14 protein-coding genes are annotated in these 24,706 nt (G+C 56.1%); 8 read left to right on the top strand and 6 right to left on the bottom strand.

What is annotated here, in order from left to right:
- Positions 1-4: 4 nt before the first annotated feature.
- Complete coding sequence (locus AC2FJ6_RS13890) at positions 5-2,695, bottom strand: DUF6493 family protein (protein WP_170773366.1); 2,691 nt, start codon at positions 2,693-2,695, stop codon at positions 5-7.
- Positions 2,692-4,026: an SWIM zinc finger family protein gene (locus AC2FJ6_RS13885; RefSeq protein WP_170773365.1), complete on the bottom strand. Its 1,335-nt coding sequence runs from the start codon at positions 4,024-4,026 to the stop codon at positions 2,692-2,694. Before AC2FJ6_RS13885 ends, AC2FJ6_RS13890 begins: the two co-directional genes overlap by 4 nt.
- 296 nt (positions 4,027-4,322) lie before the next feature.
- Here AC2FJ6_RS13885 and AC2FJ6_RS13880 point away from each other — a divergent pair, with 296 nt between their 5' ends.
- Entirely contained in the window at positions 4,323-6,062 is a 1,740-nt protein-coding gene (locus tag AC2FJ6_RS13880; RefSeq protein WP_170773364.1) for a type I secretion system permease/ATPase, read from the top strand.
- Positions 6,062-7,375 carry an HlyD family type I secretion periplasmic adaptor subunit gene (locus tag AC2FJ6_RS13875; RefSeq protein WP_170773363.1) on the top strand — a complete coding sequence of 438 codons (1,314 nt, stop codon included), beginning with the start codon at positions 6,062-6,064 and terminating at the stop codon, positions 7,373-7,375. Before AC2FJ6_RS13880 ends, AC2FJ6_RS13875 begins: the two co-directional genes overlap by 1 nt.
- A gap of 5 nt (positions 7,376-7,380) precedes the next feature.
- Here AC2FJ6_RS13875 and AC2FJ6_RS13870 read toward each other — a convergent pair whose 3' ends face one another.
- Complete coding sequence (locus tag AC2FJ6_RS13870; protein WP_496669346.1) at positions 7,381-9,432, bottom strand: dockerin type I domain-containing protein; 2,052 nt, start codon at positions 9,430-9,432, stop codon at positions 7,381-7,383.
- 156 nt (positions 9,433-9,588) lie between these two features.
- Between AC2FJ6_RS13870 and AC2FJ6_RS13865 the strand changes: the two genes are divergently transcribed.
- The 5 genes from AC2FJ6_RS13865 to AC2FJ6_RS13845 are packed head-to-tail and all read left to right on the top strand — an operon-like array spanning position 9,589 to position 19,108.
- Complete coding sequence (locus AC2FJ6_RS13865) at positions 9,589-13,464, top strand: beta strand repeat-containing protein (protein ID WP_496669344.1); 3,876 nt, start codon at positions 9,589-9,591, stop codon at positions 13,462-13,464.
- A 58-nt stretch (positions 13,465-13,522) separates the two neighbouring features.
- Positions 13,523-14,332 (top strand): SapC family protein, encoded by an 810-nt coding sequence (locus AC2FJ6_RS13860; RefSeq protein WP_170773361.1) that lies wholly within the window; start codon positions 13,523-13,525, stop codon positions 14,330-14,332.
- Positions 14,333-15,670, top strand: a complete 1,338-nt coding sequence (locus AC2FJ6_RS13855) for a TolC family protein (RefSeq protein ID WP_170773360.1) — start codon at positions 14,333-14,335, stop codon at positions 15,668-15,670. It begins immediately after the preceding gene.
- Positions 15,667-17,814, top strand: coding sequence for a type I secretion system permease/ATPase (locus AC2FJ6_RS13850; RefSeq protein ID WP_170773359.1), 2,148 nt, complete (start codon positions 15,667-15,669; stop codon positions 17,812-17,814). Before AC2FJ6_RS13855 ends, AC2FJ6_RS13850 begins: the two co-directional genes overlap by 4 nt.
- Positions 17,798-19,108 (top strand): HlyD family type I secretion periplasmic adaptor subunit, encoded by a 1,311-nt coding sequence (locus AC2FJ6_RS13845; RefSeq protein ID WP_170773358.1) that lies wholly within the window; start codon positions 17,798-17,800, stop codon positions 19,106-19,108. Before AC2FJ6_RS13850 ends, AC2FJ6_RS13845 begins: the two co-directional genes overlap by 17 nt.
- A 72-nt stretch (positions 19,109-19,180) precedes the next feature.
- Here AC2FJ6_RS13845 and AC2FJ6_RS13840 read toward each other — a convergent pair whose 3' ends face one another.
- From AC2FJ6_RS13840 to AC2FJ6_RS13830, 3 genes are all read right to left on the bottom strand, one after another.
- Complete coding sequence (locus AC2FJ6_RS13840) at positions 19,181-19,882, bottom strand: response regulator transcription factor (RefSeq protein WP_170773357.1); 702 nt, start codon at positions 19,880-19,882, stop codon at positions 19,181-19,183.
- The gene (locus tag AC2FJ6_RS13835) at positions 19,882-21,747 is read right to left on the bottom strand and encodes a PAS-domain containing protein (protein WP_237217444.1); all 1,866 of its coding nucleotides are present in this window, start codon (positions 21,745-21,747) and stop codon (positions 19,882-19,884) included. Before AC2FJ6_RS13835 ends, AC2FJ6_RS13840 begins: the two co-directional genes overlap by 1 nt.
- A gap of 112 nt (positions 21,748-21,859) precedes the next feature.
- Positions 21,860-23,392 (bottom strand): alkaline phosphatase family protein, encoded by a 1,533-nt coding sequence (locus AC2FJ6_RS13830; protein ID WP_496669342.1) that lies wholly within the window; start codon positions 23,390-23,392, stop codon positions 21,860-21,862.
- A 189-nt stretch (positions 23,393-23,581) separates the two neighbouring features.
- On the opposite strand from AC2FJ6_RS13830, the gene AC2FJ6_RS13825 reads away from it, so the two are divergent.
- On the top strand, positions 23,582-24,706 hold the full coding sequence (locus AC2FJ6_RS13825) for an MlaE family lipid ABC transporter permease subunit (RefSeq protein ID WP_496669340.1): 1,125 nt from the start codon (positions 23,582-23,584) through the stop codon (positions 24,704-24,706).

Below are 24,706 nucleotides of genomic sequence, written 5' to 3'. Positions count from 1 at the left end.
GGCCCTATAGGCTATGAAGCTTCAACAGTTTCTTTGCAAACTTACCGGTCTTTCCGCCAGCTTTGATCGCCGCCAAAGCTGCTGTAGACTTTGGTGCTGTCAAACCAGACCCTGACAGCACACAAAGCTCATGGAGCAGTTCCAGAATTCCGCCCAAATCGCGCGGAAGCGTGTCGGGCAAGTCATGCAGCATCGCTGACAAAGCTTTTTGAACCTCATGCGCGTGCATTTTGGATAGCTCAGAGACTTGCGCCATGCGTTTGGTCCAGCGCCGCAGGGGGAGCGCTCCGAAAAAGACCAACTCGCGCGCGGCGTCGGCAAATTCTTCGGATTGAAATCTGCCCTGCGCAATCAAGGTTGCGATTGAGTCACCGGTGGTCATTCCGATACCTTCATCCGCACTTGCCAGATACCACGCCAACATCGCATGGGCCATTTTACCCGGCTGCAATCCGGGGCGAAAAAACGAGTCCAGATAGGTCAGGCAATGGTGCCGCGTCAGCTTTTGATCCAGTTCCAGATCGAAAATACCGGCAACAAAATACAACTCTGGCTGCGTTGGGTTCATCAATACTGCCCACGGGTTCAGTCCTAGCAGCCAGCTGGTACCAGGATCGCTTCCATAGCAGTGTTCGAATTTCGCAGGCAGGGCAAAACCCAAACTCGGATCAACATCACCCGGCATTTTCGGTAAAATAGAGACGTTGGGCTGCGGCCAGAAATACTCGTCGATACGCCGGATTTTGGCCGTGAAACGATACTCTGCAGGAGTACCCAGACCGGGAATAATACCCCCAACCAAACGCTGGATATTGGGGTCGGCCTCAATCGGTCGGCGCCCCTGCCAGGCCATAGCCCAGAGTTGGCAATCTGTCTCAGGCCTGAACTCACCGCCCAAGGCATATCCCAACGCACGCTCTGCTTCGGTCTGCGGGTTTAGAGCCGCCAACGCCTTTTCGCGCCCTTCCGACCCCAGTCGCAGGATCGCAAGCCTGAAATCCATGCCCCCCGGCCGAACACCCAGGCCACGGTAATGTTCCAGCCTGTCAATCAAACGCAATGGGTCAACACATCCGCGATTGTCGGAAGGGGCCGAGAGCATCGGAACCGAATGGCCCGCCTGAACGAAAGACAACAGCTCTTTGGCGCGCGCCGCGAATATCCCTTCGAAACTATGGGGCGAAATACCCAAGGGTTGGTGACCGGAATATCGTGGCTCTAGATAGGGTTGCAGTTCGGCATCGAAATCGGACCCGTTGGCCCAGCTCAATCCCGCAACCGAAATAGGTCGCTGAAAATACTTACCCGGACTAAAACCGCCCTCGAGATCGCGCGTTCTGATCTGATTTGCCCGCTTTTTTAGAGGGCCAAGTAGCGGGGCAGCCTCGGCTCCGAACCGCGCTATTCCATCAAATGCCTGCTCGATCAGGAAGGGGTCATGGCAATCCTCCAGGAGGGCCAGATATGCCGAAACCGCCTCATCTACGGAGGAAACAGGCTCAAACGGCTCAGGTCTAGGAACGGGAAAGTCGGTGATTTCCGCTTCGGCCAAAGGTGCGGTGTCAACAAGCCGCGCGCGGACCGTCGGCGTCACCACATCCAGATAGTCCGCCATCGCCGTCTGAACCCCGGCATTATGCATCTGACCGAGGCTTTCTATCAGATCCACCGCCCGCGTTTGCACATCCCCAACCTCTGATATCAAAGACGAGGTGGCGGTTTCGGCAATTTCGGCTACCCTATCCGGATTGCGTTTGGCGCAGGATTTCAAAAGACTTAACGCATTCAAAGCCGTCGATTTCTGGTGGCTTTGCAAAGCAGGTTCAATCGCGTCGAGCAGGGCCTTTGCGTCAAGTTCACCACATTTGTCGACGCGCTTCAACGCCTTGACCGCAAACGCCACTGTCGGGGGAACCGCACTATTGAGGAGGCCGAGGTACTGATCCACGCGCTCAACGATTTCAGCATCGCTCGGTTCTAGCGCTGTATGAAACCGCGAGTACCAACCCGCGCGAAACTGCGCAAAATCCCGCTTCAGGGCCTCTAGTGAGCTATCCAACAAGCGCTGTCGGTCCAGGTCACCGTTTTCGCTCAGAGCTCGCAAAACATCCGCCCATCCTGCGCGGGGTCCTGAATATTTGTCATGCGCAGCAAGGCTGAGATCACCACCGCCTTCAACCTCGAAGAACCGCCAGACATCCTGAGACAAAAACTGATCCCGCGCGTTGTCGGGAACGCCCGCCTGAATGGCGTAGTAGCCAAGAATATAGGCGTCCGTCTGAGGGATTGAGCACAACCGTTTTCGGTTCAACAAATGTACCGCGTCGATCAGGCGGGGATTGTCTTCAACCGCAGCCTCGGCCCAGGCGTCGATCCAACTGAGCTTAAGCTGCGCAAACACTTCGCCCAAAGGAAGGGATTGCGGCAAGATACGCCAATCCCCACAGGCATATTCCGAGGGTCTGGCGGTGGCAATCACGGCGATCCCCAATGCTTCGCCGTCTTTGGCAAATGCTTTGAGCGGCTTTTGGCCTTTCATCTGCGCTTCCCACCAGACCTTTTCATAAGCTTTTTGCGTCTTCAGCGCATGCCGGGCAAATGGCCTTCGATCCGCCTCCGACATCTTTGCGAGGGCCTTTAGAACATAGCGCGCAGTGCGCGTTGTAATCAGGGTCAGAAACTCCTGTTCAGTCACGCTTGGCGCTCCATCATCAGTTCGACGGCTAAAATGTGTTTGCAGGGACCACGCGTATGGCCATTGGCAGCAAACCACGGGCATGTGCAGCTGTGCCCGTCCTCGGCAAAGCGAACCCGATGCGTAACATCGCCACTTTTCACATCCGCATAGTTTTGGGACAATGCGACCGCTCCGTTGTCCGCCAGGTTTGCGGCGGCTTTCAGCCTTGGATTCAAAGATCTGACGCGCTCGAAGCCAAAGGGGAGTTCTCGGTGAAACCAGGTTTGCGACCAAAGATCATAACCTACACGACCCAACGCAGCCAATTGGCACAGCGCGATGTGCACCTCGTGCGGTGAGGCGTTGATGAGGGGTGCCAGGATATTGGGATCAAGCCGGTCCTGCCAGTTCAATTGCGCGGTTACTGCAGCCGTTTTCTCGGCCTCGGTCGTGAGGTCAGAGAGCAACTGCCCGTCGCCTGAAAACCCGCGCCAAGGATCTGCATTCAAGACCAGACACAAACGCTGCCCAGCAAAATCCAAAACCCAGGCCGAACTTTTCAGACCTTCGTTGACAAAAACACGCAGTGTCTTCGCCTTAGGGGCCAGAGACAGCAACACGTTTAACCGATGACCACCGCGCAACGGCACGCTACCCGGCGAAGCTCGGGTTGTTGCTCTGACCCGTTGCCCCTGAGCCGATACCCAAACCAGATGATCCGATTTCGATCGCGGCAAACTGCGCAAAAATTTCTGTGCTGGTGTCGGGGCCAATGAAAGAGCGGGTACCATACCAGCCATATGGCTCTGCACCTCGGCAAATCCCTTCAACCAGCGCAAGGGAAGCGGTACTTTTCGTTCGACGAGTCGGTTTTCATCATGTGTCAGGGCCACGGCTTTGGGCCCAATCGAGATCTGCAACTGGCTGTCGGGCGAAACCTGGGCCAGCATAGCCCTCAAGTTGGGGCCAAAATCCACATTGGTTGTCCCTGTGCGACGCTGTTCGGCGTCTAGCGCGGCCTCATCTATGTCCAGACGGGCATAGGTGCTGCAACAAGCTGAAAACCCCTCAAACCGCACGGTTTCGTGCCCTACTGTGACCACTGGGTCCGCTTCGCGCAGAATCCGGGCCAGCATCGCGGGTGGGACGTAAAAGCGGCTGCCGACGATATCGGAAACCGCGCGCAAAGACCTAGCCGTGATCAGAGGGTGTTTGGCGTGTGCGATCAGGAAATCCTGAGAAGCATCTGGATCGGACTGATCAGCCACCAGACTCAGCTTCTGCTGAGATGACATTCCGGTCAGAGATGACCGGCCTGCATAGTGATACGTGTAGTCGAGTTCTCTCATCTCCGGATACCGGAACTTAAAAACTAATCAATTTGTTCCGATTCATCGTAGACGCCGATTGCACCGCTATTCAACTGACCGAAACGGCCCGAGGGCGTCGTGAGACATTATCGCCGCAATTCCGGAATCGGCAGGGGAGCAACGGCGTCTGATCCGCGGCGGTCCGATCATTCCCATCACTGTGTGTTTGATGTAGCTTTTGCGGCAGTGTTCCGCTCTATCTCACAACCCATGCATTTTAACTGTCTTTGTGGTGCGTTAGAGTCAAAACAGCATTGTCGTCGAAAGTCCTACTCGTGAAGCCAGCAAGCCGTTTCTCTCAACCTCCACAACACGAGCTGCGCAAAGTTCGCAATCAGGGATCAGCCTTTCTGACGCTCGCCTTCTTGTTCAGCATTTTCGTGAATCTGCTGATGCTGACCGGACCGTTGTTCATGCTGCAGGTTTACGACCGCGTTCTGGGGTCGCGCGCGGTCGAAACATTGACTGCTCTTTTCCTGTTAGTGGCGCTTTTGTACGGGTTGATGGCAATGCTGGACTATGCCAGGGGCCGTATCGTAGCCCGTTTTGGTGCCCGATTCCAGTCGACCCTGGACGAACGTGTGTTCGAGGCGACGTTACAACGATCTTTGAATCCTCAGGTCCGGGCTGCGCCTTCAACAGGTTTGCGGGATTTGGAAGCCATTCAAAACCTCTGCTCATCGCCGGTATTGTTGGCTGTGATGGACATTCCGTGGACACCGGTTTTCATGGCTGCCATCTTCCTGTTCCACCCGATGCTGGGATGGCTTGCCGTAGGCGGCGGAGCATTTCTGGTGACTATAGCATTGCTGAACCAAGCGCTGACACGGCGCAAGGTGGCCACGGCGCAATCGGCTTCGGCACAGGCGAATTCCTTTTCCGAACACGCGCGGCAAGCGGCGGAAATTGTACGCTCTCAAGGGATGCAGAAGGACATCATTCAGCGTTGGCAAAAACAACGCACCAATGCATTGCATCAGACAATCGCAGCCAGCGACTGGACTGGCAGTTTTACCTCACTGACCAAATCACTGCGACTGTTCCTGCAATCCGCTATGCTGGCTTTGGGAGCCTGGCTGGTTCTGCGCAACGAGTTGACACCGGGCGCGATGATTGCTGGCTCTATTCTGCTGGGTCGCGCGCTGGCTCCGATCGAGCAGACAATTGGCCAATGGGCGATGATCGAACGTGCCCGAACAGCCTGGGGGTCTCTGAACGAGTTTCTGGATTCAACTCCACCTGAAACGCCTCGTACCAAGCTGCCTGTTCCCGAGGCCCGGTTGACGGCCAAGGGACTAACCGTCATTCCACCGGGTGCGGAAAAACCAACTTTGCGCAACATTTCCCTAAACCTGGCACCGGGCAGCGCTCTGGGCGTGATCGGGCGCAGCGGTTCGGGCAAATCGACACTAGCCAAAGCCTTGCTGGGATTGTGGCATCCGGCGGTCGGCGAAATCCGCTTGGGCGGTGCGACGTTGGATCAATACGACCCGACCGATCTGGGCCAGCATATCGGCTATCTGCCGCAGACCGTGACCCTGTTCAATGGCACTGTTGCGGAAAACATCGCACGAATGTCGGAAAACCCGGACGCCGAGGCCGTGGTTGAAGCTGCCCGAAAAGCGAACGCGCATGAGCTGATCCTAACGCTGCCAAAAGGCTATGACACGTTTCTTGAAGGCAACGATAGCCAGCTTTCAGGTGGTCAAAAACAGCGGATCGCTCTGGCGCGCGCCCTCTACGGGGACCCGGTACTTTTGATTTTGGACGAACCGAACTCGGCCTTGGACGCCGATGGGACAGAGGCGCTGAACACCGCAGTGCGCGGCTTCAAGGCAGCTGGGAAATCCGTGATAATCATGACGCATCGTCCGCAGGCAATTTCGGAATGTGAAAACCTGATCGTTGTCGAACGTGGACAGATCATCAAGTCCGGTGCCCGCGACGAGGTGCTGGGAGCCATGGTCCAAAACGCTGGTGCGATCAAACGCGGCCTCAGTCAGGCGGGGAATTGATGCAAAAAAGCAGCTCTGATACGCGTCCTGTTTGGCGCATCACATTTCCGGCGATGGTGGGGTTTGTCGCCTTGGCCATTCTGGTTGGCGGTTTGGGAATCTGGGCCGTACAGACCCGACTTGCAGGGGCCATTATTTCGCAGGGGACGATCGAAGTTCAAAGCAACCGGCAGGTCGTTCAGCACCCCGACGGCGGCGTGGTCGGAGAGATTTTCGTGCGCGACGGTGACGAGGTTCAGCAGGGCGATCTGTTAATCCGGTTGGACGGTACTTTTCTGAAATCTGAGAAAATCATCGTAGAAACTCAACTGTTCGAGCTTTTGGCCCGCAAAGCCCGACTGGAAGCGGAACGTGACGGCATCCCGGCACAGGAGTTGCGCGCACGTCTGGACGAATTGGAACGGCAAGAGGCCATCGAACCCGAACTAGTCGGCGGCCAGCAACGTTTGTTCGAGGCCCGGTTGGACACATTAAGTCAACAAGCCGAGCAGCTCGGGAAGCAACGCATTCAGACGGAAAGCGAGATTGAAGGTACGGAGGCTCAGCTTATCTCTCTGCGCCGTCAAGTCGAGTTGATCCGGGAGGAGCTGGAAGATCAGCAGAGCTTGTTCGATCGGGGCCTGACACAGGCCAGCAGGGTCTCGGCGCTGTTGCGGGAAGAGGCCAGCCTGACCGGGGATATCGGCCGGTTAGAGGCCAATATCGCCCGTTTGCGCGGGCAGATCGCGGCAACCGAGATCCAGATTGTCGAGCTGAAAGCAGCCCGCCGAGAAGAGGCGATATCGACCCTGCGCGATGTTCAGGCACAGATCGCTGAACTGGCCGAGCGACGCCTGTCCCTGACCGTGCGTCTGTCCAGGCTGGATATTCGCGCACCGGTGACAGGGGTCGTCTATGGCAGTCAGGTTTTCGCGTTGCAATCCGTGGTCCAACCCGCCGAGCCTATGATGTATGTGGTGCCCTTGGACACACCTTTGCTGGTAGCCTCGCGCGTGGACGCTATTCATGTCGATCAGCTGCACGTGGGACAGCCTGTCCTGCTGCGATTCACCGCGTTCAATCAGCGTGAAACACCAGAAATCGAAGGGCAAGTCATCAACGTTTCGGCTGATGCTTTTACCGATGACAACACCGGGCTGACCTTTTATCGCGCCGAAGTTGTACCAAATGAAGGACAGCTTGGCCGTCTGAACGGTCAGGAACTGCTCCCCGGAATGCCCGTCGAAACCATGATTAAAACAGATGAGCGTACGCCTCTGTCCTATCTGGTCAAACCATTGTCGGACTATTTCAACAGGGCGTTCCGGGAATAGAGCGGCTAGGCCTGTTCAATATTGCCAAGCAGGATAGTGGTCATATCTGCGGTGATCACGTTGTCTACGGCAACGATATCGACCCCTGTTTCGTAGGACACATTGTTCGGCGTGATGCCGCTGAGATCCGCATCATCGTCCAAGAACACCCATTCCGGCGAATGTGGGGTAGATTGCCCAACAGAAACCTGCAAAATCGCCAGCGCGTCCAACGCATTTACAGTGCCGTCTTGCGTGATGTCGGCCGCAATCAGATTCTCGGCCGAGGCCGGTCCCCATGTTGGTTCAAGCCCGACGGAAATACGCAAAACCTGAAGCGCGTCTAGAGCATTGATATCGGCACTTGCCGTTGAATAGCCCTTGATCACGTCAAACTCACCCGAGAACATCCCAGGAGGGAGGTCAAAGTCGAATACACCATTCTCGTCCGCGCGCACGGTCAAAATGCCCCCGCCTTCGAGCGCAAGCTGGATTTCTGCATTGGCCAAAGCCGGATTCTGCGTTTGGGAATCGATCGAGATATCGCCCAGAACACCATCCGAGCTACCGGGGTCCAGACCCCCCAAAGTCCCCAGGTCCACGGGTATATGATCGGGGCCACCAAAGCCCGCGCCGAATACCTGTTGCTCGGACAATGGACCTCCCGCAGCGGATATGAGTTCGACCGTAGTGTCCAGAAACTCTATCCAGGCCCCCTGACCTGTAGCCGTGAATGTAAGTTGATCCGGCGTGCGCAGCAGTGGGAAATCGAACATGTCCAGACGGTCTGTACCCGCCTCGAAATCAGTAATGATCACAGGGGCGCTGCCATGCTGCATGACGAAAATATCCGCTCCGGCCCCACCGGTCATCTCCGTGGCTCCGGCACCGGCGATCAGGATGTCATCTCCCGCCCCACCCGACAAATTCGTGTCGAGAATACCTCCGTTAAGCATGTCGTTTTGATTTGTGCCAGTGATCGTGCCAAACCCTTCCTGCACGATCCCCAGATCAGAGAGGTCGACTGTCAATTGCGTCAGACCACCATCCTGTTGTGAGGAGGCAAATATTTGCAGCTCATCCCCGACATGAGCCGTGATCACCGTCTCAACATTCTGTAGTCCGGTGTCCAACGTGTCGGCAAAACTGTCCAGGTAAACCAGTTGCCCGCCCGGTGTCATCGTGAAAAGTGTGACCCCGTCATCGCCTCCCCCAGCCACTAAGAACACATGGCCGTCCACCTCGATGACGGACATGTCCTGAAGGGTTTCGAACCGCGTGTGCAACGAATCCAACACGTGATCCGTGGGTACAAGCGAACCCGAGGCATCCAGCTTCATCAAGCTGATGGAATTGCTCTGCGCCCCGGCGACGACGACCCATGACTGACCGTACGCTTGCACCACGTCAACCGCGGTAGGCACTGCAATGCCCAGTTGGTTCAGCGCATCGCTGTTATCAACTTCTGACAGTCCCCCCGTGGCGGATTCCACTGTGTAAATCGCGATGGAATCCGTCTCTGCATCAGAGGCCACCACGACATTCTCACTGCCAAATTGAATGACCTCCATCGAGTCGGCGCGACCGGCGACGGATCCCGACACCGTCAGACTTCCGTCCGGATTCACTAGATAGGTCGAGATTTGACCCGTATCTTCATGGGCCAAGGCCAGCACTCCACCCGTCTCAACCGAGTATTGCACAAGCGCGGAAACATCTCCGCCCCCGATCAAACTGTCGGTGGTCTGTAACGTTCCGACAGTTCCATCTGGATTAAGTGTGTATCCTACCAATCCCGTGGCCAAATCGACATCCAGAATCAGTTGGTCACTACCGGCAAGCGTCACGAGCTCGGCACTATTGCCTATTTGTTGCGAAATCGTCCCGCTGTAATATTGAATGTCTTGCTGTTGCGGAACAATGCCTTCTAGCAGCTTCCAAACCGTGATGCCGCCTCCAGGGCCCGTCACGCTGTATAGAAACGTGTCCCCGTTAAACGTTTTTAAAGCCGTATCGCTGATACCTGAATCGAGCGCTACGCTTCCCGTTGCAACCATGCCTTCGAACTGAAGCATCATGTCAAATCACCCCGTGCCACACTTGGCTTTAATGACAGGATGATCTGATGCCCGGTCCGAAACCAAAGCACAAATGTGGTGAAAACGCGAAGTTCGGCATCAGTTTAACTCAATTTTTTCTGGTCCGACCGCATGAGTCACTGGAGGGCAAAACAGATGAACAAGAGCTGGACCCCTTGGGCGGACGCGGACACCACATGTGAGGGTAAGATGACCAAAGACCACGATTCCAATCGCCACGCGAACAACCCCGAGACCGGGGTCGAGGACAAAGCGCAGATTCGTCGTTGGCTTGATGACAAAATGCGCCGCTGGGCAGGTCGGGGTCTTGCAGGTGGGTTGGGCTCAACGCTGATGGCGCTGCCTGCTCTGGGGCAAGCCACGATCGAAGAGCTTAACGCCTTTCAATTCGCCGAAACCATCCCAGGTGTCAGATCGGTCAAACTGCTGAAAGATGGCGATGTCCTGGTTATATTGGCGAACGGGAAATCGATGATCGTAGCGGCAGAGAACATCCAGATTCTCGATAGTGGTGCAATCATGATCGCGGAAGATATCGTGGCTGAGATTGCGCAGTTCAGCCTGGCCGCAGAAGCGGGCGGCGCGGCTGCCGCAAGTGGCATCAGTGGGGTTGGCGCTGCCGCACTAGGTGGACTTGGTTTGGCCGGGGCGGCCGCTGCTGCAGGCGGCGGGGGCGGAGGCGGGGGCGATGATCCCGCTCCGGCACCAACATATCCCCACCTGAATTTGGCAGGAGCCCAATCCAACGCGCTGAGCAGCACCGCACTAAATTCGGCCACGCCCGATGGGACAACAGATATTGAAGTGTCGATCGGATCCGTTTCCGTATCGGTGGAGCCCGAACCAGACGGAAGCTGGAACGTTGCACTGACACCCGACCAAGCGGCAAACCTTCCCCAAGGTGTCAACACCGTTACGATCCGTCATCTTGACGGCTACGGGAACGAACTGGCGGTCGAAAACGTGACCTTCAATGTCGATACAATTGCTCCGACGCTGGCAATAACCGATTTCTCGCACGGCGCGGTTGTGAACGCCATTGAGCAAGGAAACGACCTTACCGTATCCGGAACTTCGGACGCTGAAAACGGGCAAACCATCACGGTGTCCGTCGACGGACAAGTCTATTCAGCCACGGTGAACGCAGGCCTATGGACAGCGACAATACCAGCGGCAGACCTGTCAGCTTTGCCAGATGGAACAACTATTTCGGTAACAGCAGATGTGACAGACGCTGCGGGCAACCCTGCGCCACAGGCAACAGGCAGCTTTGAAACGGATTTCACCGCGCCCACGTTGACCCTCAATCCGGTAGCTGGCGGATCCATCGACCTGATTGACGTAGGGAGTGACCTTAATATTACCGGGACGACCACAGCTGCGGATGGCGAAATAGTCTCGCTTGACTTCAATGGGCAGGTCTACACGGGCACCGCATCCGGAGGAAACTGGACTGTCACAATCCCCGCCGCGGACCTAAGCGGACTGTCGACCGGCACACCTGTCGCAATTGGCGTTTCAGTAGCAGATGCGGCTGGCAACATTTCTACCTTGGTCAACGCATCTATTCCGGTCGACTTGACCGGGCCATCGATCTCGATCGCAACCCTCCCCGTTGGCGACGCACTGAACACGGCGGAAGTGACATCAGACCTGACAATTTCCGGGACGACGGCAAATGTTCAGGATGGTCAAACCGTAACCGTCACACTGGACGGCCAGACCTATACAGGTACGGTCACAAGTGGAGTATGGAACGTTACTATCCCTGCATCCGATCTCGGCGCATTGATCGATGGCGGAACATTTTCCATCACAGCAGATGTGTCTGACACGGATGGATTGATAGCACCGCAAGCCAGCACGGCCATCGTCAAGGACGTCACCGCGCCGACCCTTAGCATCGACAGTTTTTCGGCTGGCGCTGTCATGAATGCATCCGAGAGGGGTACGAATCTGACAATCACTGGCACCACCAACGCCGAAGACGGGCAAACGGTCACCGTCAATCTCGGAGGCCAATCCTACACCGCTACGGTATCTGGCGGCGCATGGACAGCAACTGCTCCTGCGAGTGACGTAGCCGCCCTATCGGACGGCGCAACCATCGCCGTCACCGCTGATGTTTCCGACGAGGCCGGAAACCCAGCTGTACGAGCCACAAGCAGCTTTGACACCGACTTTTCCGCACCCTCAATCAACGTGACTTCACTTTCGGACGGGCCTGTTCTGAACTTCGCAGAACTTAGTACCAACCTCGTTGTTTCCGGCACCTCCGATGCGGGCGACGGAGCTGTCGTTTCCGTCCAAATTGTCCGGGGGGATGGCACCGTAGACGTCGCAGGGACCGCCACTGTGAATTCGGGAAGCTGGTCGTTTACCGCGACACCTTCTGACCTGACTGCATTACAAGACACGGACTCCTACACCGTATCCGCCTCTGTTTCCGACGCGGCAGGCAATACTGCAGCCGACACCAGCACTTTCGATACCGATTTTTCAGCGCCTGTCATAGCGATTGACCCGTTAGCTGTCGGATCTACGCTGGACATCGCGGAAAGGGGCTCGGACCTGACGGTATCCGGCACCACGAACGCTGAGGATGGGCAAACTGTTACGGTCTCTCTGAACGGTCAGGACTATGTCGCCACGGTTGCTTCGGGAAGTTGGAGCGCGACCATCCCTTCTGGAGATCTCGGCAGCCTGGCAGACACAACAGCCTTCACCATAAGCGCAAATGTCGCTGATTTGGCAGGCAATCCGGCGACACCGGCGACGGCAGCGATAACGACGGATTTCCGTCCGATACTATCCTTGAATTCCACGGGTACCAACGGATCGGTCTTGCTCGCAGACGCGCAGAGTACGGGGCTCACAGTCTCTGGAAGTTCGATAGGTCTTACAGCAGGACAGACTGTTAGTGTAACCCTGAACGGAACACCTGTGGGGACAGCCTCGGTTGGCGCAGACGGGACATGGTCTTTGCCGGTCTCTTCAAGCGACTTTGCTGGTCTAAACGCTGGTGACGACCTCACTTTTCAAGTTCAGGCAACAGTTACGGGTGGGCCGGATCCCGCACCTACAACGGATACAACAACCGCGTATTTACCCGCCGCATACACAATCTCGGAAGTCAGCAACGATGGTTCTTCGGTGATATTCCAAATTCACGCCGACCCGAACCGCGATATCTCGGGCGGGCTGGCCGTCACAGCAGAAATCGGATTTGATCCGGCCGTTGTCACAATCAACCCTACCTCCATTTCCGAGAACAGTGATTTCGGGCTTTTCCTGACCAATCCAGTCGGAGCATCAGCTGTCAACATCGCGGGGGTCGCAACGACCTATTCGGACCTGTCACAACCCGTTGTGACATTTACCGCGGCTGTCGTTGATCCTTCCAAACCAATCATTCTGACCATAGATACGCCCGACGGCGGTCCTTCGGTCTACCAATTGGGCAGTGGAGGAGACGATACGCTTACCGCAAACGCCGTCGACAATTTCCTGCAAGGTTTCGGAGGAAACGACACCATAGACGTATCGAACGCAGGGCGGGATGTCGTGGTCTTCGAAGCTACGCCAGCAGCCAACGGCGTGGACACCATTACGGGCTTTACGCTCGGCGCAAAGGCTGAGGTCACAGATGCGATTATGTTCAATGGGTTCGACAGTACCACACTGCGGGGAGACGGAACTAATTTCGAAACCCTGGAACTGGGAGACGCCGTTGGCACAAATACTGGTTTCGTGGGTCTTACGACCGCTTTGGTAGATTTGAGCGCAGGCACAATTGAAAACGCTGTCGAGAGTTTGAGCGATCTGCAGGCGGGTGACGAAATCTATGTCATGGCGACAGATGGCGATGACAGCGTGTTGGTCCATGTCGAATACAGCGCACCAAATGCAGCATCGGTTGAAACAGTTGCAGAATTCACAGGGCTGGACGACCTAAGCGGTTTGTCCCCCGACAATATCCTGCACACCGACCCAACTGGCGCATCCGCCTGATCCAACGACACCGCCGAATTTGAAAATCGGCGGTGTCTTATATCCGCATGAGGTGAATATGGCACAGAACGGTCAGTTTCCACTGACGTTTTCGAGGTACCAAGGAAAATACTGGAAACGTTTTACCTCTTTTCGCTTTGCGCAAAACCTCACGGAATGTCCGATCGTCGAGAAAGAGATTCGTCAGGTTGCGGCGGCTTTTCCGATCGTGTTTCGGCGCGCGGGCACTGAAATTCACCCCTTTGCTTTGCTGAGTCTAAGCGGCGCCCGCACCCCTTTCGTCTCAGATGATGGGCGATGGTTGGCAGGCTATGTTCCATCCGATTTGCGCTGTCCTCCTTTTCGCTGGCGCGCCAGTCAAGATCCAGCCAAGCAGGACTTGAACGCAGAGGGGCTTTTGGTCGACGAGTCACTGGGGTTTGTAGGTCAGGAAGGAGAACCCTTCTTCAATGCCAGCGGTGATCTAACGCCTGAACTGCGCCAGGTCTTTGGCTTCTTAAAAATGCGGGCTCAAAACAAACAGAAAACCGCAGCGATTTGCAATAAATTGGATACGTTTGACTTGCTGCAATCCGCCGGAATGCACGAAGGAATCGAATTTCCCGAAGGTATTCTTATCGTAGATTCTGGAAAGCTGGCGGCCCTGACCGACAAAGACAAATTGGCGCTGATCAATGATGGAACGCTGCGGCTGGTTCACGCCCATCAAGTGTCGTTATCTCATTGCGCTTGGCTGGCAAGCGCCGAGCGAAATCTGACAACTTGTCAAGTCCAAACCTCGTACACCGAAAATTCAGATCTATCGGGTTTCCTCGGCGCAATGGCCCTCGCCCAATGGAACGAAATTCAACAAAACGGTAGTTATTAAATGCGGCTATCCCCTAGAAGACTGGTCCTTTACTTCATCCTCTCAGGCTGGCTTACCGCTTGCGCTTTCGGACCGGATTTATCGTATGTCGACTCGTCTCTTTCCGCTGGCGCAGTCGGTCGCGGGGCCACTGCTCCTTCACTGACCCTGCTTCGAACGTCTTTTGGGCAACGCGTTAAGCAGGCGGTCGAGAACAACCCGAGCCTTGCGGAAGGTGAAAGCCGCTATAAAAGAGCTACCGCAACCGAAGAAGCGGCACGTGGAGCTTTTCTTCCCCAAGTAAATCTCGGTCTCAGCGCTCGATCGCAACGATCCGATTCCGACCTTGCGAATTTCACGCCCTACGTTCGTATTTCCCAACTCGTCTATGATGGCGGGGTCGCCTCCAGTGAGCTAACCGCAGCAAAAGCGCGCGTCCTTGAAAGCAGGGGAGACCAACTGCAAACAGGGTCCGCAATAGCTCTTGCAGCAATCGAAGCATACGTTTCGGTTCTCAGCCGTCGTGAGATTTTCGACATTTCAGTTCGAAACGTCGAAGTTCACGAAGATATCCTGCACCAGATCACTGAAAGGTCCTCTCTTGGTGCCGGATCAACGGCGGATGTCATGGCGGCGCGATCTCGAATGGCGGATGCGCAGACACGCCTCGCAGATGCACGCGCCAGAATCGACCGTGCCGAAGCGCAATTCCGCGACATCTTCGGCCAACAGGCCGGGGATCTATCGAAGCCGGCAAAGGCGCCGAAGCTGACGCGAACAGACACGGAAATTGTAGTGAACAGCCCTCAGGTCAGACGAGCAGACGCGGCCTTATTGGCCGCTAAGGCAGATTTGACAGCGGCTTTGGCACGCCGTCGTCCGGGCGTTGAATTGGCTGCCTTTGCAGACCGCGACGATGACGATGATACAGATTTCGGAATTGACCTGTCCGTGAACTATGAGCTGGATAGCACCGGCCAGCGCCGCGCTTCGATTTCTGCCGCTGAAGCCAGAGTAAGCGAAGCCGAATTCGCGCGCGAGACGCTGATACGAGATATCCGGCGCGAGCTTGACTTTATTCGCTCTGACCAGCAAGCCGGCGCCAAGCGACTGCAAGCTGCCAAGATCGCCGCGAAGGCAAACGAAGACAGCGTGGAGGCAGCGCGGGCGCAATTCACCATAGGTCGGCGTAGTCTCATCGAAATTCTCGACGCCCAACGTGACTATGTAAACGCTCAGGAAAGGCTGATCCTGGCAGATCAGAATTTCTTTTTGACGAACTATGCTGCGCTCAGTTTGACAGGTGACATTTTGGACCTTCTCGGCCTTGAGGTCGTGACCCAGGGGGCAAGACAATGACACAAAAACAAATTCTGATTGGGCCGTCCAAAACGTCTGGGCTTGAAACGTGTTTTTTGCATGTTGCAGCTCATCTCGATCGTCCACTTACAAGCGCTGCATTGAATGCCGCACTAACCGGAGACGGCGACGGGCTGACCATTCACGACCTGCTCGAGGTGGCTCAGAATGCTGGGTTGCAAGCCGGTTATGGGCGTTGGGCGCTCGGGGATTTGGACAGTAGTTTTACGCCCGCAATTTTACTTCTGACAGATCAACACGCCGTCGTCTTTCACGGTTTTTCGGAAAACGGCGATCTCCTGATTTTTGACCCAAAGATGGGAAACGAAATAACCGAGATCGAAGGGGCTAAGTTGGCAACGATCTACACTGGCTACGCGATATTGTTTCGGCGCGTGCACAACGAAGATCACAACAGGACATTCAGACCCGAGACCGGTCATTGGTTTTGGTCGGCCATTGATTCAAACCGCTGGTCCTACGCGCAAGTTGCGCTTGCGGCTGCGGTGGCAAATTTGCTCGGGCTTTCCACATCTGTCTTTATCATGGTGGTCTATGATCGAGTGCTACCCAATGAAGCAACTGAATCGCTGATCGCATTGACCCTTGGTGTCGGTCTAGCACTGGTATTCGACTTCGTCCTGAAACTGTTGCGCGCCGGGTTTATCGACCGAGCAGGTCAAAAATCGGACAGGATGATGGGACGACGCATTTTCGACCACCTTCTCAACATTCAGATGAAATCCAGAACCGGATCGACGGGCGCTATGGCCAGCACAGTTCGCGAGTTTGAAACGCTGCGCGAGTTTTTCACCTCGGCAACCTTGGTTGCTGTCGTTGATCTGCCTTTTGTCGCTTTGTTCGTATTCGCCATCCACCTTGTTGGTGGCCCTCTTGCCATAATACCGGCCATGGCAGTGCCAATCGTGTTGCTTTCGGGGCTGGCCGTGCAACCGTTTTTGTCCCGGTTGGCCGAACAAAGCTTTTCCGGAGGGCAATCCAAACAATCCGTTTTGGTCGAAACGGTTTCGGGACTTGAAACCATCAAAACGACGGCCGCTGCCAATCAGATGCGTTGCCGTTGGGAAGGTGCGGTCGAACGGCAGGCATCACACAGTGTAAAAAGTCGAGCTATTACTCAATTGGCTCTGAACCTGACAGGGTTCACTCAGCAAGCAGCCCAGGTCTTGATCGTGTTCTATGGTGTCTTTCTGATCACCGAAGGGGCGACCAGTATGGGTGCCCTTGTCGCCTCGGTCATGTTAACCGGTCGGGCTCTGGCTCCTATGGGGCAACTCGCGCAAACGTTGACACGCGCAAATCAGGCGCGCAGCGCGTACCGCAATCTGAACGCGCTGATGGAAGCAGAAAGCGAGCGTCCCCAAGGGAGGACATGGATCACCCGTGGCACTATTGAAGGACGTATCGCATTTAAGAACGTCTCGTTTTCTTACCCTGGTCAAACCCGTGACACCCTCAGCGATGTGTCCTTCGAAATTGAAGCTGGCGAAAAAGTCGCAATTCTAGGCCCCATCGGGTCGGGCAAAAGCACTATCTCGCGGCTATTGCTGGGTCTCTACCAGCCCCGCGCAGGGTCAGTGATGCTGGATGGTGTAGACATCCGACAAATTGATCCAGGCGACCTGCGGCGCAACATTGGTTCAGTGCTTCAGGACATATGGCTGTTTTCGGGAACGATCCGTGAGAACATTGCCAGTGGCACGATCAGGCCGCAAGATCAGGACCTAATTGACGCAGGGCAAGTTGCCGGAGTGGAAGATTTCATCGCCGACCATCCTGGCGGTTATGACCAGCCTCTTGCCGAACGTGGCGAGGGATTGTCCGGCGGGCAACGCCAAGCCATTGCCTTGGCACGGGCTTTGATTGGCCGTCCTCCGGTACTTTTACTGGACGAACCCACGAGCGCGATGGATGTGAAAACCGAGGCTGAGGTCATAAAGCGCCTGCATAGCGCTACCAAACGCGACACGATGATTATCGTGACCCATCGCACCAGCCTTCTGGCGCTTGTTGACCGGATTATCGTGATCGAAAACGGACAGGTTGCCGCAGATGGGCCAAAATCGATTTTGACACGGCAGCCACGCCCCAATGGGAGGCATCTGAATGTCGCAGCATCCTGACTTTGCATCATTGGCCAATGAAATAAGGGGGCAATCTCCTTGGCGCGGTTCTGTGTTGTTGTTTGCAATTCTGGCTTGCCTGCTGACAGTAGGGTTCTGGGCGTATTTTACTGAGTTGGACGACGTCACACGCGTGGACGGGCGCATCGTTCCATCAGCCAATGTTCAACTCATCGACGCCACAGAATCCGGCGTATTGCGATCGCTGCACGTCAAAGAAGGCCAAATCGTGGATGAGGGCACTTTGTTGATGGAGTTCGACACCACGCAAATAGACAGCCAACTCAATCAGGAACAACAAAGGGCTTTTGGCTTGATGGCCAGAGTCCACCGGTTGCAGGCGGAAATAAACGAAACCGAATTGCGATTTGCGCCAAGGCTGGTCGAAGGCGCGCCGGAAGTCGTCAGATCGGAAGCGGCCCTATTTGACGCCCGGCAATCCGAGTTGAGATCTGAGATCGCGATCCTGGAGCGACAACGACAACAACGTCACCGGGAATACGAGGAAAGCTTGGTTGATCAGGTAACTGCCGACGAAACCTTGCAAATCCTGGCAGAGGAACGCGCCATCATGACACCATTGGTCGAACAGCGCATGGAACCCGCGACGACACTGCTGACGTTGCGACGAAATGAGGCCGAATGGGAGGGGCGGCTTACACGGGCTGTTGCGATCACGCATCGCTTGAAAACCGGGCTGGATGAAATTGACGATCGGATTTTAGCAGCGCAAAGCCGGTTTCGAAGCGCAGCATTGACCGATTTGGCGATCACCACGGCAGAACTTGCGACCCTACAACCTCTTTTACCGGCCCTTAAGGATCGTGCCGAACGTGCCCAAGTCAAATCCCCAATGCGCGGCGTGGTTAATCGGATCTACCGTACTACGATCGGAGGGCTGGCCAGAAGCGGAGAAGAGTTGATCGAGATTATCCCTCTCGACGATCGCTTGCTGGTCGAAGCCTATGTAAAACCGGAAGATATCGCCTTTCTGCGCGCAGGGCAGCCGGTCAAAGTAAAGATTACGGCCTACGACTTTGCCCGTTATGGTGCATTGGATGGCCAGATCACGCGGATTGGAGCCAACACCATCACCCGGTCCGAGCGAAATGACGAAGAGGTTTTTGTCGTCGAAATTCAGACCAAACACTCGATTTTGGATGCCAATGGTGTAGAAGTGGAAATCATCCCAGGCATGATCGCAGAAGTGGATATTTTGTCGGGCAAGAAAACCGTGCTGGACTACGTTTTGCGTCCCGTCGTCAAAGTCAAAGACCAAGCGTTTCGCGAATAGTCCCGTCTGAAAGCCTCTGCATCTCATGTACAAACTGGGCAGCGGGGTCTCGACGACTATGAGACCGTCCAATCAGGCCCACTCAACATCCCCCAGAAAAATATATCCTGCGCCATAAATCGTCTTGATCAGACGCGGGTTTTTAGGGTCTTCACCCAGCTTCGTCCGCAGCCGAGATATGCGAACATCCATGGCCCTGTCAAAACTGTCACCGGCTCCCCCACCCAGCGCCTCTTGCATCTGAGCGCGGCTGATCAAGCGTTTAGGACTTTCAAGAAATAGTCGTAGAACTTCGCCTTCCGCATGGCTGAACGAAGTTTCCGCACCATCCTCGTTCTCAAGGATGTAGCGATCGAAATAAGCCGACCAGCCGTTAAAGCGGGCCGTATCCGACTGCACGGCCTGTACCCGCGGCGATCGCAATCGGGCGCGGATACGCGCAACAACTTCGGCAGGATCAAAGGGTTTGGTGATATAGTCATCGGCCCCCAATTCAAGACCTGTGACGCGGTCCTGAACTTGCGCTCGGCCGGAAATGATGATGACTGCCGCGCCTTGCTCCAACGCCAACCGGTGCACCAGCGCCAAGCCGTCCGTGTCGGGCAGAGACAGATCCACAAGGCAGACATCGGGTGTGGCGCGTTTTAGCGACGCCTCGAATTCACGGGCTCGGGCGAAGCATTGAGTCCGGAACCCGGCATCTTCCAGGGCATCGGTCAGGATGCGGCGGATTTCAGGTTCGTCATCGACGATGGTGACCAATGGCTGTGTCATCAAGCAACCTCGGATCGGAGAAGGGCGGAAAGTTGTGCCCGCGTAAAGGGTTTGCGCAGAACAGGGGCGCGCGTCAGAGCTTCGCGATGCAACGGGTCGGAATATGGCAGGGATGTCATCAGGATTGTTGGTAAACGTGGCTGCATCCGTGTTAGCAAGTCCAAACCGGTTGCATCCCCTTCAAGCCGAATATCTGACAAAACCAACGCGATGTCGTTCAGGTCACTGGTTAAAGCCAGCGCTTCGTCGGCCGAGGTGGCCTCGATCACAGTGAACCCCAGATCAATCAGCATATCGCGAAAGTCCTGGCGCAAGGCATCGCTGTCTTCGACCAACAAGACCAACCCTTCCTGCACCGGCGGCGCGGGACGATAGGGCAGCCGCAGAACGACGGATGCACCGGACGGCGTGTTGCGCAGGCTCAGATCGCCGCCGGCCAATTTCACCGTGTCATAGACCATTGGCAGCCCCAGGCCCGACCCTTTGTCGCCCTTGGTGGTAAAGAACGGGTTCAGGGCCTTGTCCAGCGCCTCGGTCGAGAAACCGGGGCCGGTATCGGACACCGCAATTTCGATCCAGATCGTCCCGATCGTATGTGCACTGATCGTCACTTGCCCGGAGCCGCCACAGGCATCGCGCGCATTCAGAACCAGGTTCAGCAATGCGTCCTGCACCATGCCCGGATCCAGCATCAGCGCCTCATCTGGCAGAGTATTCACCACCGAAAGACCCACGCCGCGTGGCAGAGAGGGTGAGGCAAGGATACGCAAATCCTCTAACAAACCTCGCATATCGGTTGCCTTGGGCTGCGGCGTTCTGCTGCCGGTCATGTCGGCGATGCGGTTTAGAAGCTGGCCGCCTCGGCGCGCCGTCTGTTGCGTGGCGGCCACCAGTTCTCGGGCGCTTTCGGGCAGATCCATCTTTTGCAGCCGCGACTGTATGCCCAGAATGATCGTCAACAGGTTCGAGAAATCATGCGCCAGCCCGCTGGTCATCTGCGCAGCCATCGCCCGACGGCGTGTTTGTTGCAGTGCGACTCTGGCCTGCGTTTCTTCGGTGATGTCCACCGACATGACATAGACGCCTCCTTCGCCATCTGGCGTGAACGAGACCCGAATGCGACGAGAATCCTGATCCTCGTTAAACTCAAAAACCGAAGGTTCTCCGCAATAGGCATTTTGCAAATGCGCTTCGACCCGGAGATATGTGGCCGATCCCAACGCTTGCGAAATATGCATCCCAAGTATATCGGACGGCCGGCCGGGCAGTACGGTGCTCAGACGGCGGTTCGAGTAGTCATAGCGTCCCTCAGAATCCAGATGCGCGATATGGGCTGGCATCATTTCTGTCGTCATCCGGGTACGGGCTTCGATCTCGGTCAACTGTCGCTTGGCTTCCTCTAGCGCCGAGATCGTCGCAGCCAGTTTCCGGTTTGTTGCTGTCAATTCTTCGGCCCGGTCCAGAAGTTGTTCGGACAATTCCTCGGATCGGGCACGCAACAGGGCCTCAGCCTGTTTGGTGTTGGTTATGTCGGTATAAACGGCGACCCAGCCACCTTTAGGAAGCGGTGCCCCCTCGACCGAGATCACCTGCCCATTGGCCCGCACGCGTTCCATATAGTGGGGTTCGAACGCAAGCGCCTGTTGGACACGCTGTTCAACGATTGTATCGACATCGGCTACGTCGCCATATTCGCCAAGTTCGGCAAGATATCGGATCGTGTCATGAAAGAACGCGCCTGGCTGGACCAAGCGATCCGGCAAATCGAACATTTCCTGAAACGGACGATTGCTGACGACCATCCGCAACTGGCTGTCATAGATCGACAGCCCCTGACCAATCAGGTTTAGGCCTGCGGTCGTCATGGCCTTTATGTTTTTGTCGGTTAAGTCCAATCCCATCCTCCCCGACATATGCGTAGCACCGGATCTTTCACAGGTGTAGAGGGCACAGGCGCGACATTCGCGCCGGTGCGCGTCAATAGCGGGTTTGCACCTTCGGTCCATCCGAGGTGATGGAGTGCAAGGACAGCGTATGATCCGTATTGCGCATCCGGTGACGTAGCATCTGCCGCCCCAATCGCGCCAAATCAGCCGCATAGGCCGGATCGTTGGCTACGTTTTGCATTTCACCGGACTGTTGGTGATCGAACAGAATGGGCGGCAGGTCGGCGGCAAATTCGACCAGAGTAAACCGCGCGTCTCGCAGGATGGACAGGTTCGAGTCGCTATGGCCGGTTCCAAGCTGCTGTTGCCATCGGGTTTTTGCTTGCGGATCTCCGAAATCCAGTTCGCTGTAGGTGCAATTGCGCCAATCTTCAGGCGCGTCCCCCGTCAGCAAGGGCAGCAATGACCGTCCGTCCATCGCATTGGGCGGCGTCCGGCCAACCCAGTCGAGGATGGTGGGCGCGATATCAATGGACTCGGTCGGAACGGTCACAACCTGACCGGCCTGTGCCTGATTGCCCGGCACCCGAATGATCAGTGGCGTGTGATAGGCGGCGTCAAATACCGTCATTTTACCCCAGCTATGATGATCGCCCAGCATCTCGCCATGGTCTGCGGTCACTACGATAAGCGTCTGCTCATACTGGCCACTGTCTTTCAAAAACTGGATAACTCGCCCAATATGGTGATCGACCTCTGTGGTCAGGCCCAGATAGACGGACCGCAATGTCTGAATATTCTGATCACTCGGTTCGACTTCATCGAACCCCAACACAACGTCACCTGCGCTATGGCGATCTATGGTCGGCTCAAAGAATGGGTGCATGGCGCGATCTTGCGCCTCGTCTGCGTGCCGGATCGGCAAAGGCAACGCGGCGGGATCATACATGTCGTTATAGGGCGACGGGGCCACCAGCGGCGGATGCGGCCGGATATAGGTCAAATGCGTAAACCAGCCCTGACCGGCCATCGGCGCCATATGGTTCAGGAAGCTGTCCGTCAGAAAGGCTGTGTCGCTGTCCTCGGCCCGGTAAGGTGCGGGATCGTTCAGCCTTGGCGCGCCACCGTCGGGCGCGGTTGGCTTGTGAAGATCCCAATAGTCCTGAAACGCATAGCCCTTTTGCATCAGATGGGCGCGCCAAGGATAGGATTCCTCCAACCGCATCTCCAGCACTTCGTCAAATCCCGGCATCGGATGCTCATAAGATTTGAGGATCGGGTCTGACGCATCATAGGCCCTTGGGTCCGCCGAAGTATCGGTATAGCCGAACAACATTGGGCGATACCCCGCCTTTCGCATTTCCGATGCGATGCTGGGCGTGTCATGCCGCAGCGGCGTTCCGTTGCGCACAGACCGGTGGTTCATCGCATATTGCCCGGTCAGGATAGATGCCCGTGACGGCCCGCAGGGATTGGTGACTGAAAAATGGCGGTCAAAGCGGACGGCATCAGCTATCAACGCCCTGAGGGTCGGCAGTTCGATACAATCCGCCAGAGCGCCGCTCAGACAATCTGCCCGAAGCTGATCAATAACGATGAAAAGGACATTCCCCGACTGCGGCATGTCAATTCTCTCAAACCCGAATTTAACCTGCGGCCACACTGTCCTGAACAGGTGAATTGAGCAATAGGTATAGACCATGCGGAGTCAGGCTTTGGGGCTTGTCGCATTCACGACATGATGCAGGGACAAAATTGCTTCTTCCCAAAAAATTACATTGCAGCCCCACACTGTTTTACATCACATACAGCCATGACGCGACCTAGCCTGAATTCGGAAACAAGCGCCGACGGCGTTTACCTTCGGGTGTCCGGAGACTTGCTGACTCAGACACTCAGTAGCGTCGAACAGAGCTTTGCTGCGTATAAGCCTGACGATAGCAATCTGATCATTGATCTGTCTGGAATCCAGGCGCTGGACACCAGTGGGGCTTGGGTGGTTGCAGACCTTGCGCACAGGGCGAAACTGGCCGGGGCAGAGGTGCGGTTTCAAGGGGCATTGCCCGCGTATTCCGACCTGATCGAGACGGTCACACGCAACATCCCCGAGGATCCAGAAACAGAAGACACTAGTCGCAGTTTCGCGGATTGGGTCGAAAGTCTGGGCAAACGGACTGCAGGAGGGTGGAAAGACACGCTGTCGATGCTGGAATTCCTTGGGATGACCCTGCACCGGTTGATGCGCACCCTAATGATGCCGCGACGACTGCGCGGCGCCGCGCTTGTGTCGCAAATGGAGGAAACCGGCTTTCGCGCCATTCCGATTGTCGCGCTGATGGGCTTTCTGATCGGGGTGGTTCTGGCGTTTCAGGGCGCAACCCAGCTGAAGCAATTCGGAGCCGAGATCTTCGTGGTCGAGTTGATCTCGATCTCGGTCCTTCGGGAACTGGGCATTTTGCTCACGGCCATCATCGTGGCGGGCCGCTCTGGCTCGGCCTTTACGGCCTCGATCGGGTCGATGAAAGTGCAAGAAGAGATTGACGCGATGAGGACCCTCGGCCTGGATCCGATCGAAGTTCTGGTCATACCCCGCGTCATGGCATTGCTGGTCATGCTGCCCATTCTGGGGTTCATTGCCAATATGGCGGCCCTGATCGGCGGCGGATTGATGAGCTGGATCGATCTGGGCGTCAGCCCCGGCATGTTCGCCACGCGTCTGAAGGAAAACACCGGCATCTGGCAATTTGCCATCGGCATGATCAAGGCCCCGTTCTTTGCGCTTGTGATCGGGGTGATTGCCTGCTGGCAGGCGTTACAGGTCAAGGGCTCGGCCCAAAGCGTTGGGCAGCGTACAACGGCGTCTGTGGTTCAATCCATTTTTATGGTGATCGCGTTGGACGCCTTGTTTTCCATCTTCTTTTCGGTGATGGGTGTCTGA

The organism is Ruegeria sp. CDSA089 (assembly GCF_059612205.1).
Note: the sequence above shows the minus strand (reverse complement) of the source record. Positions and strands in the feature narration are given on the sequence as shown.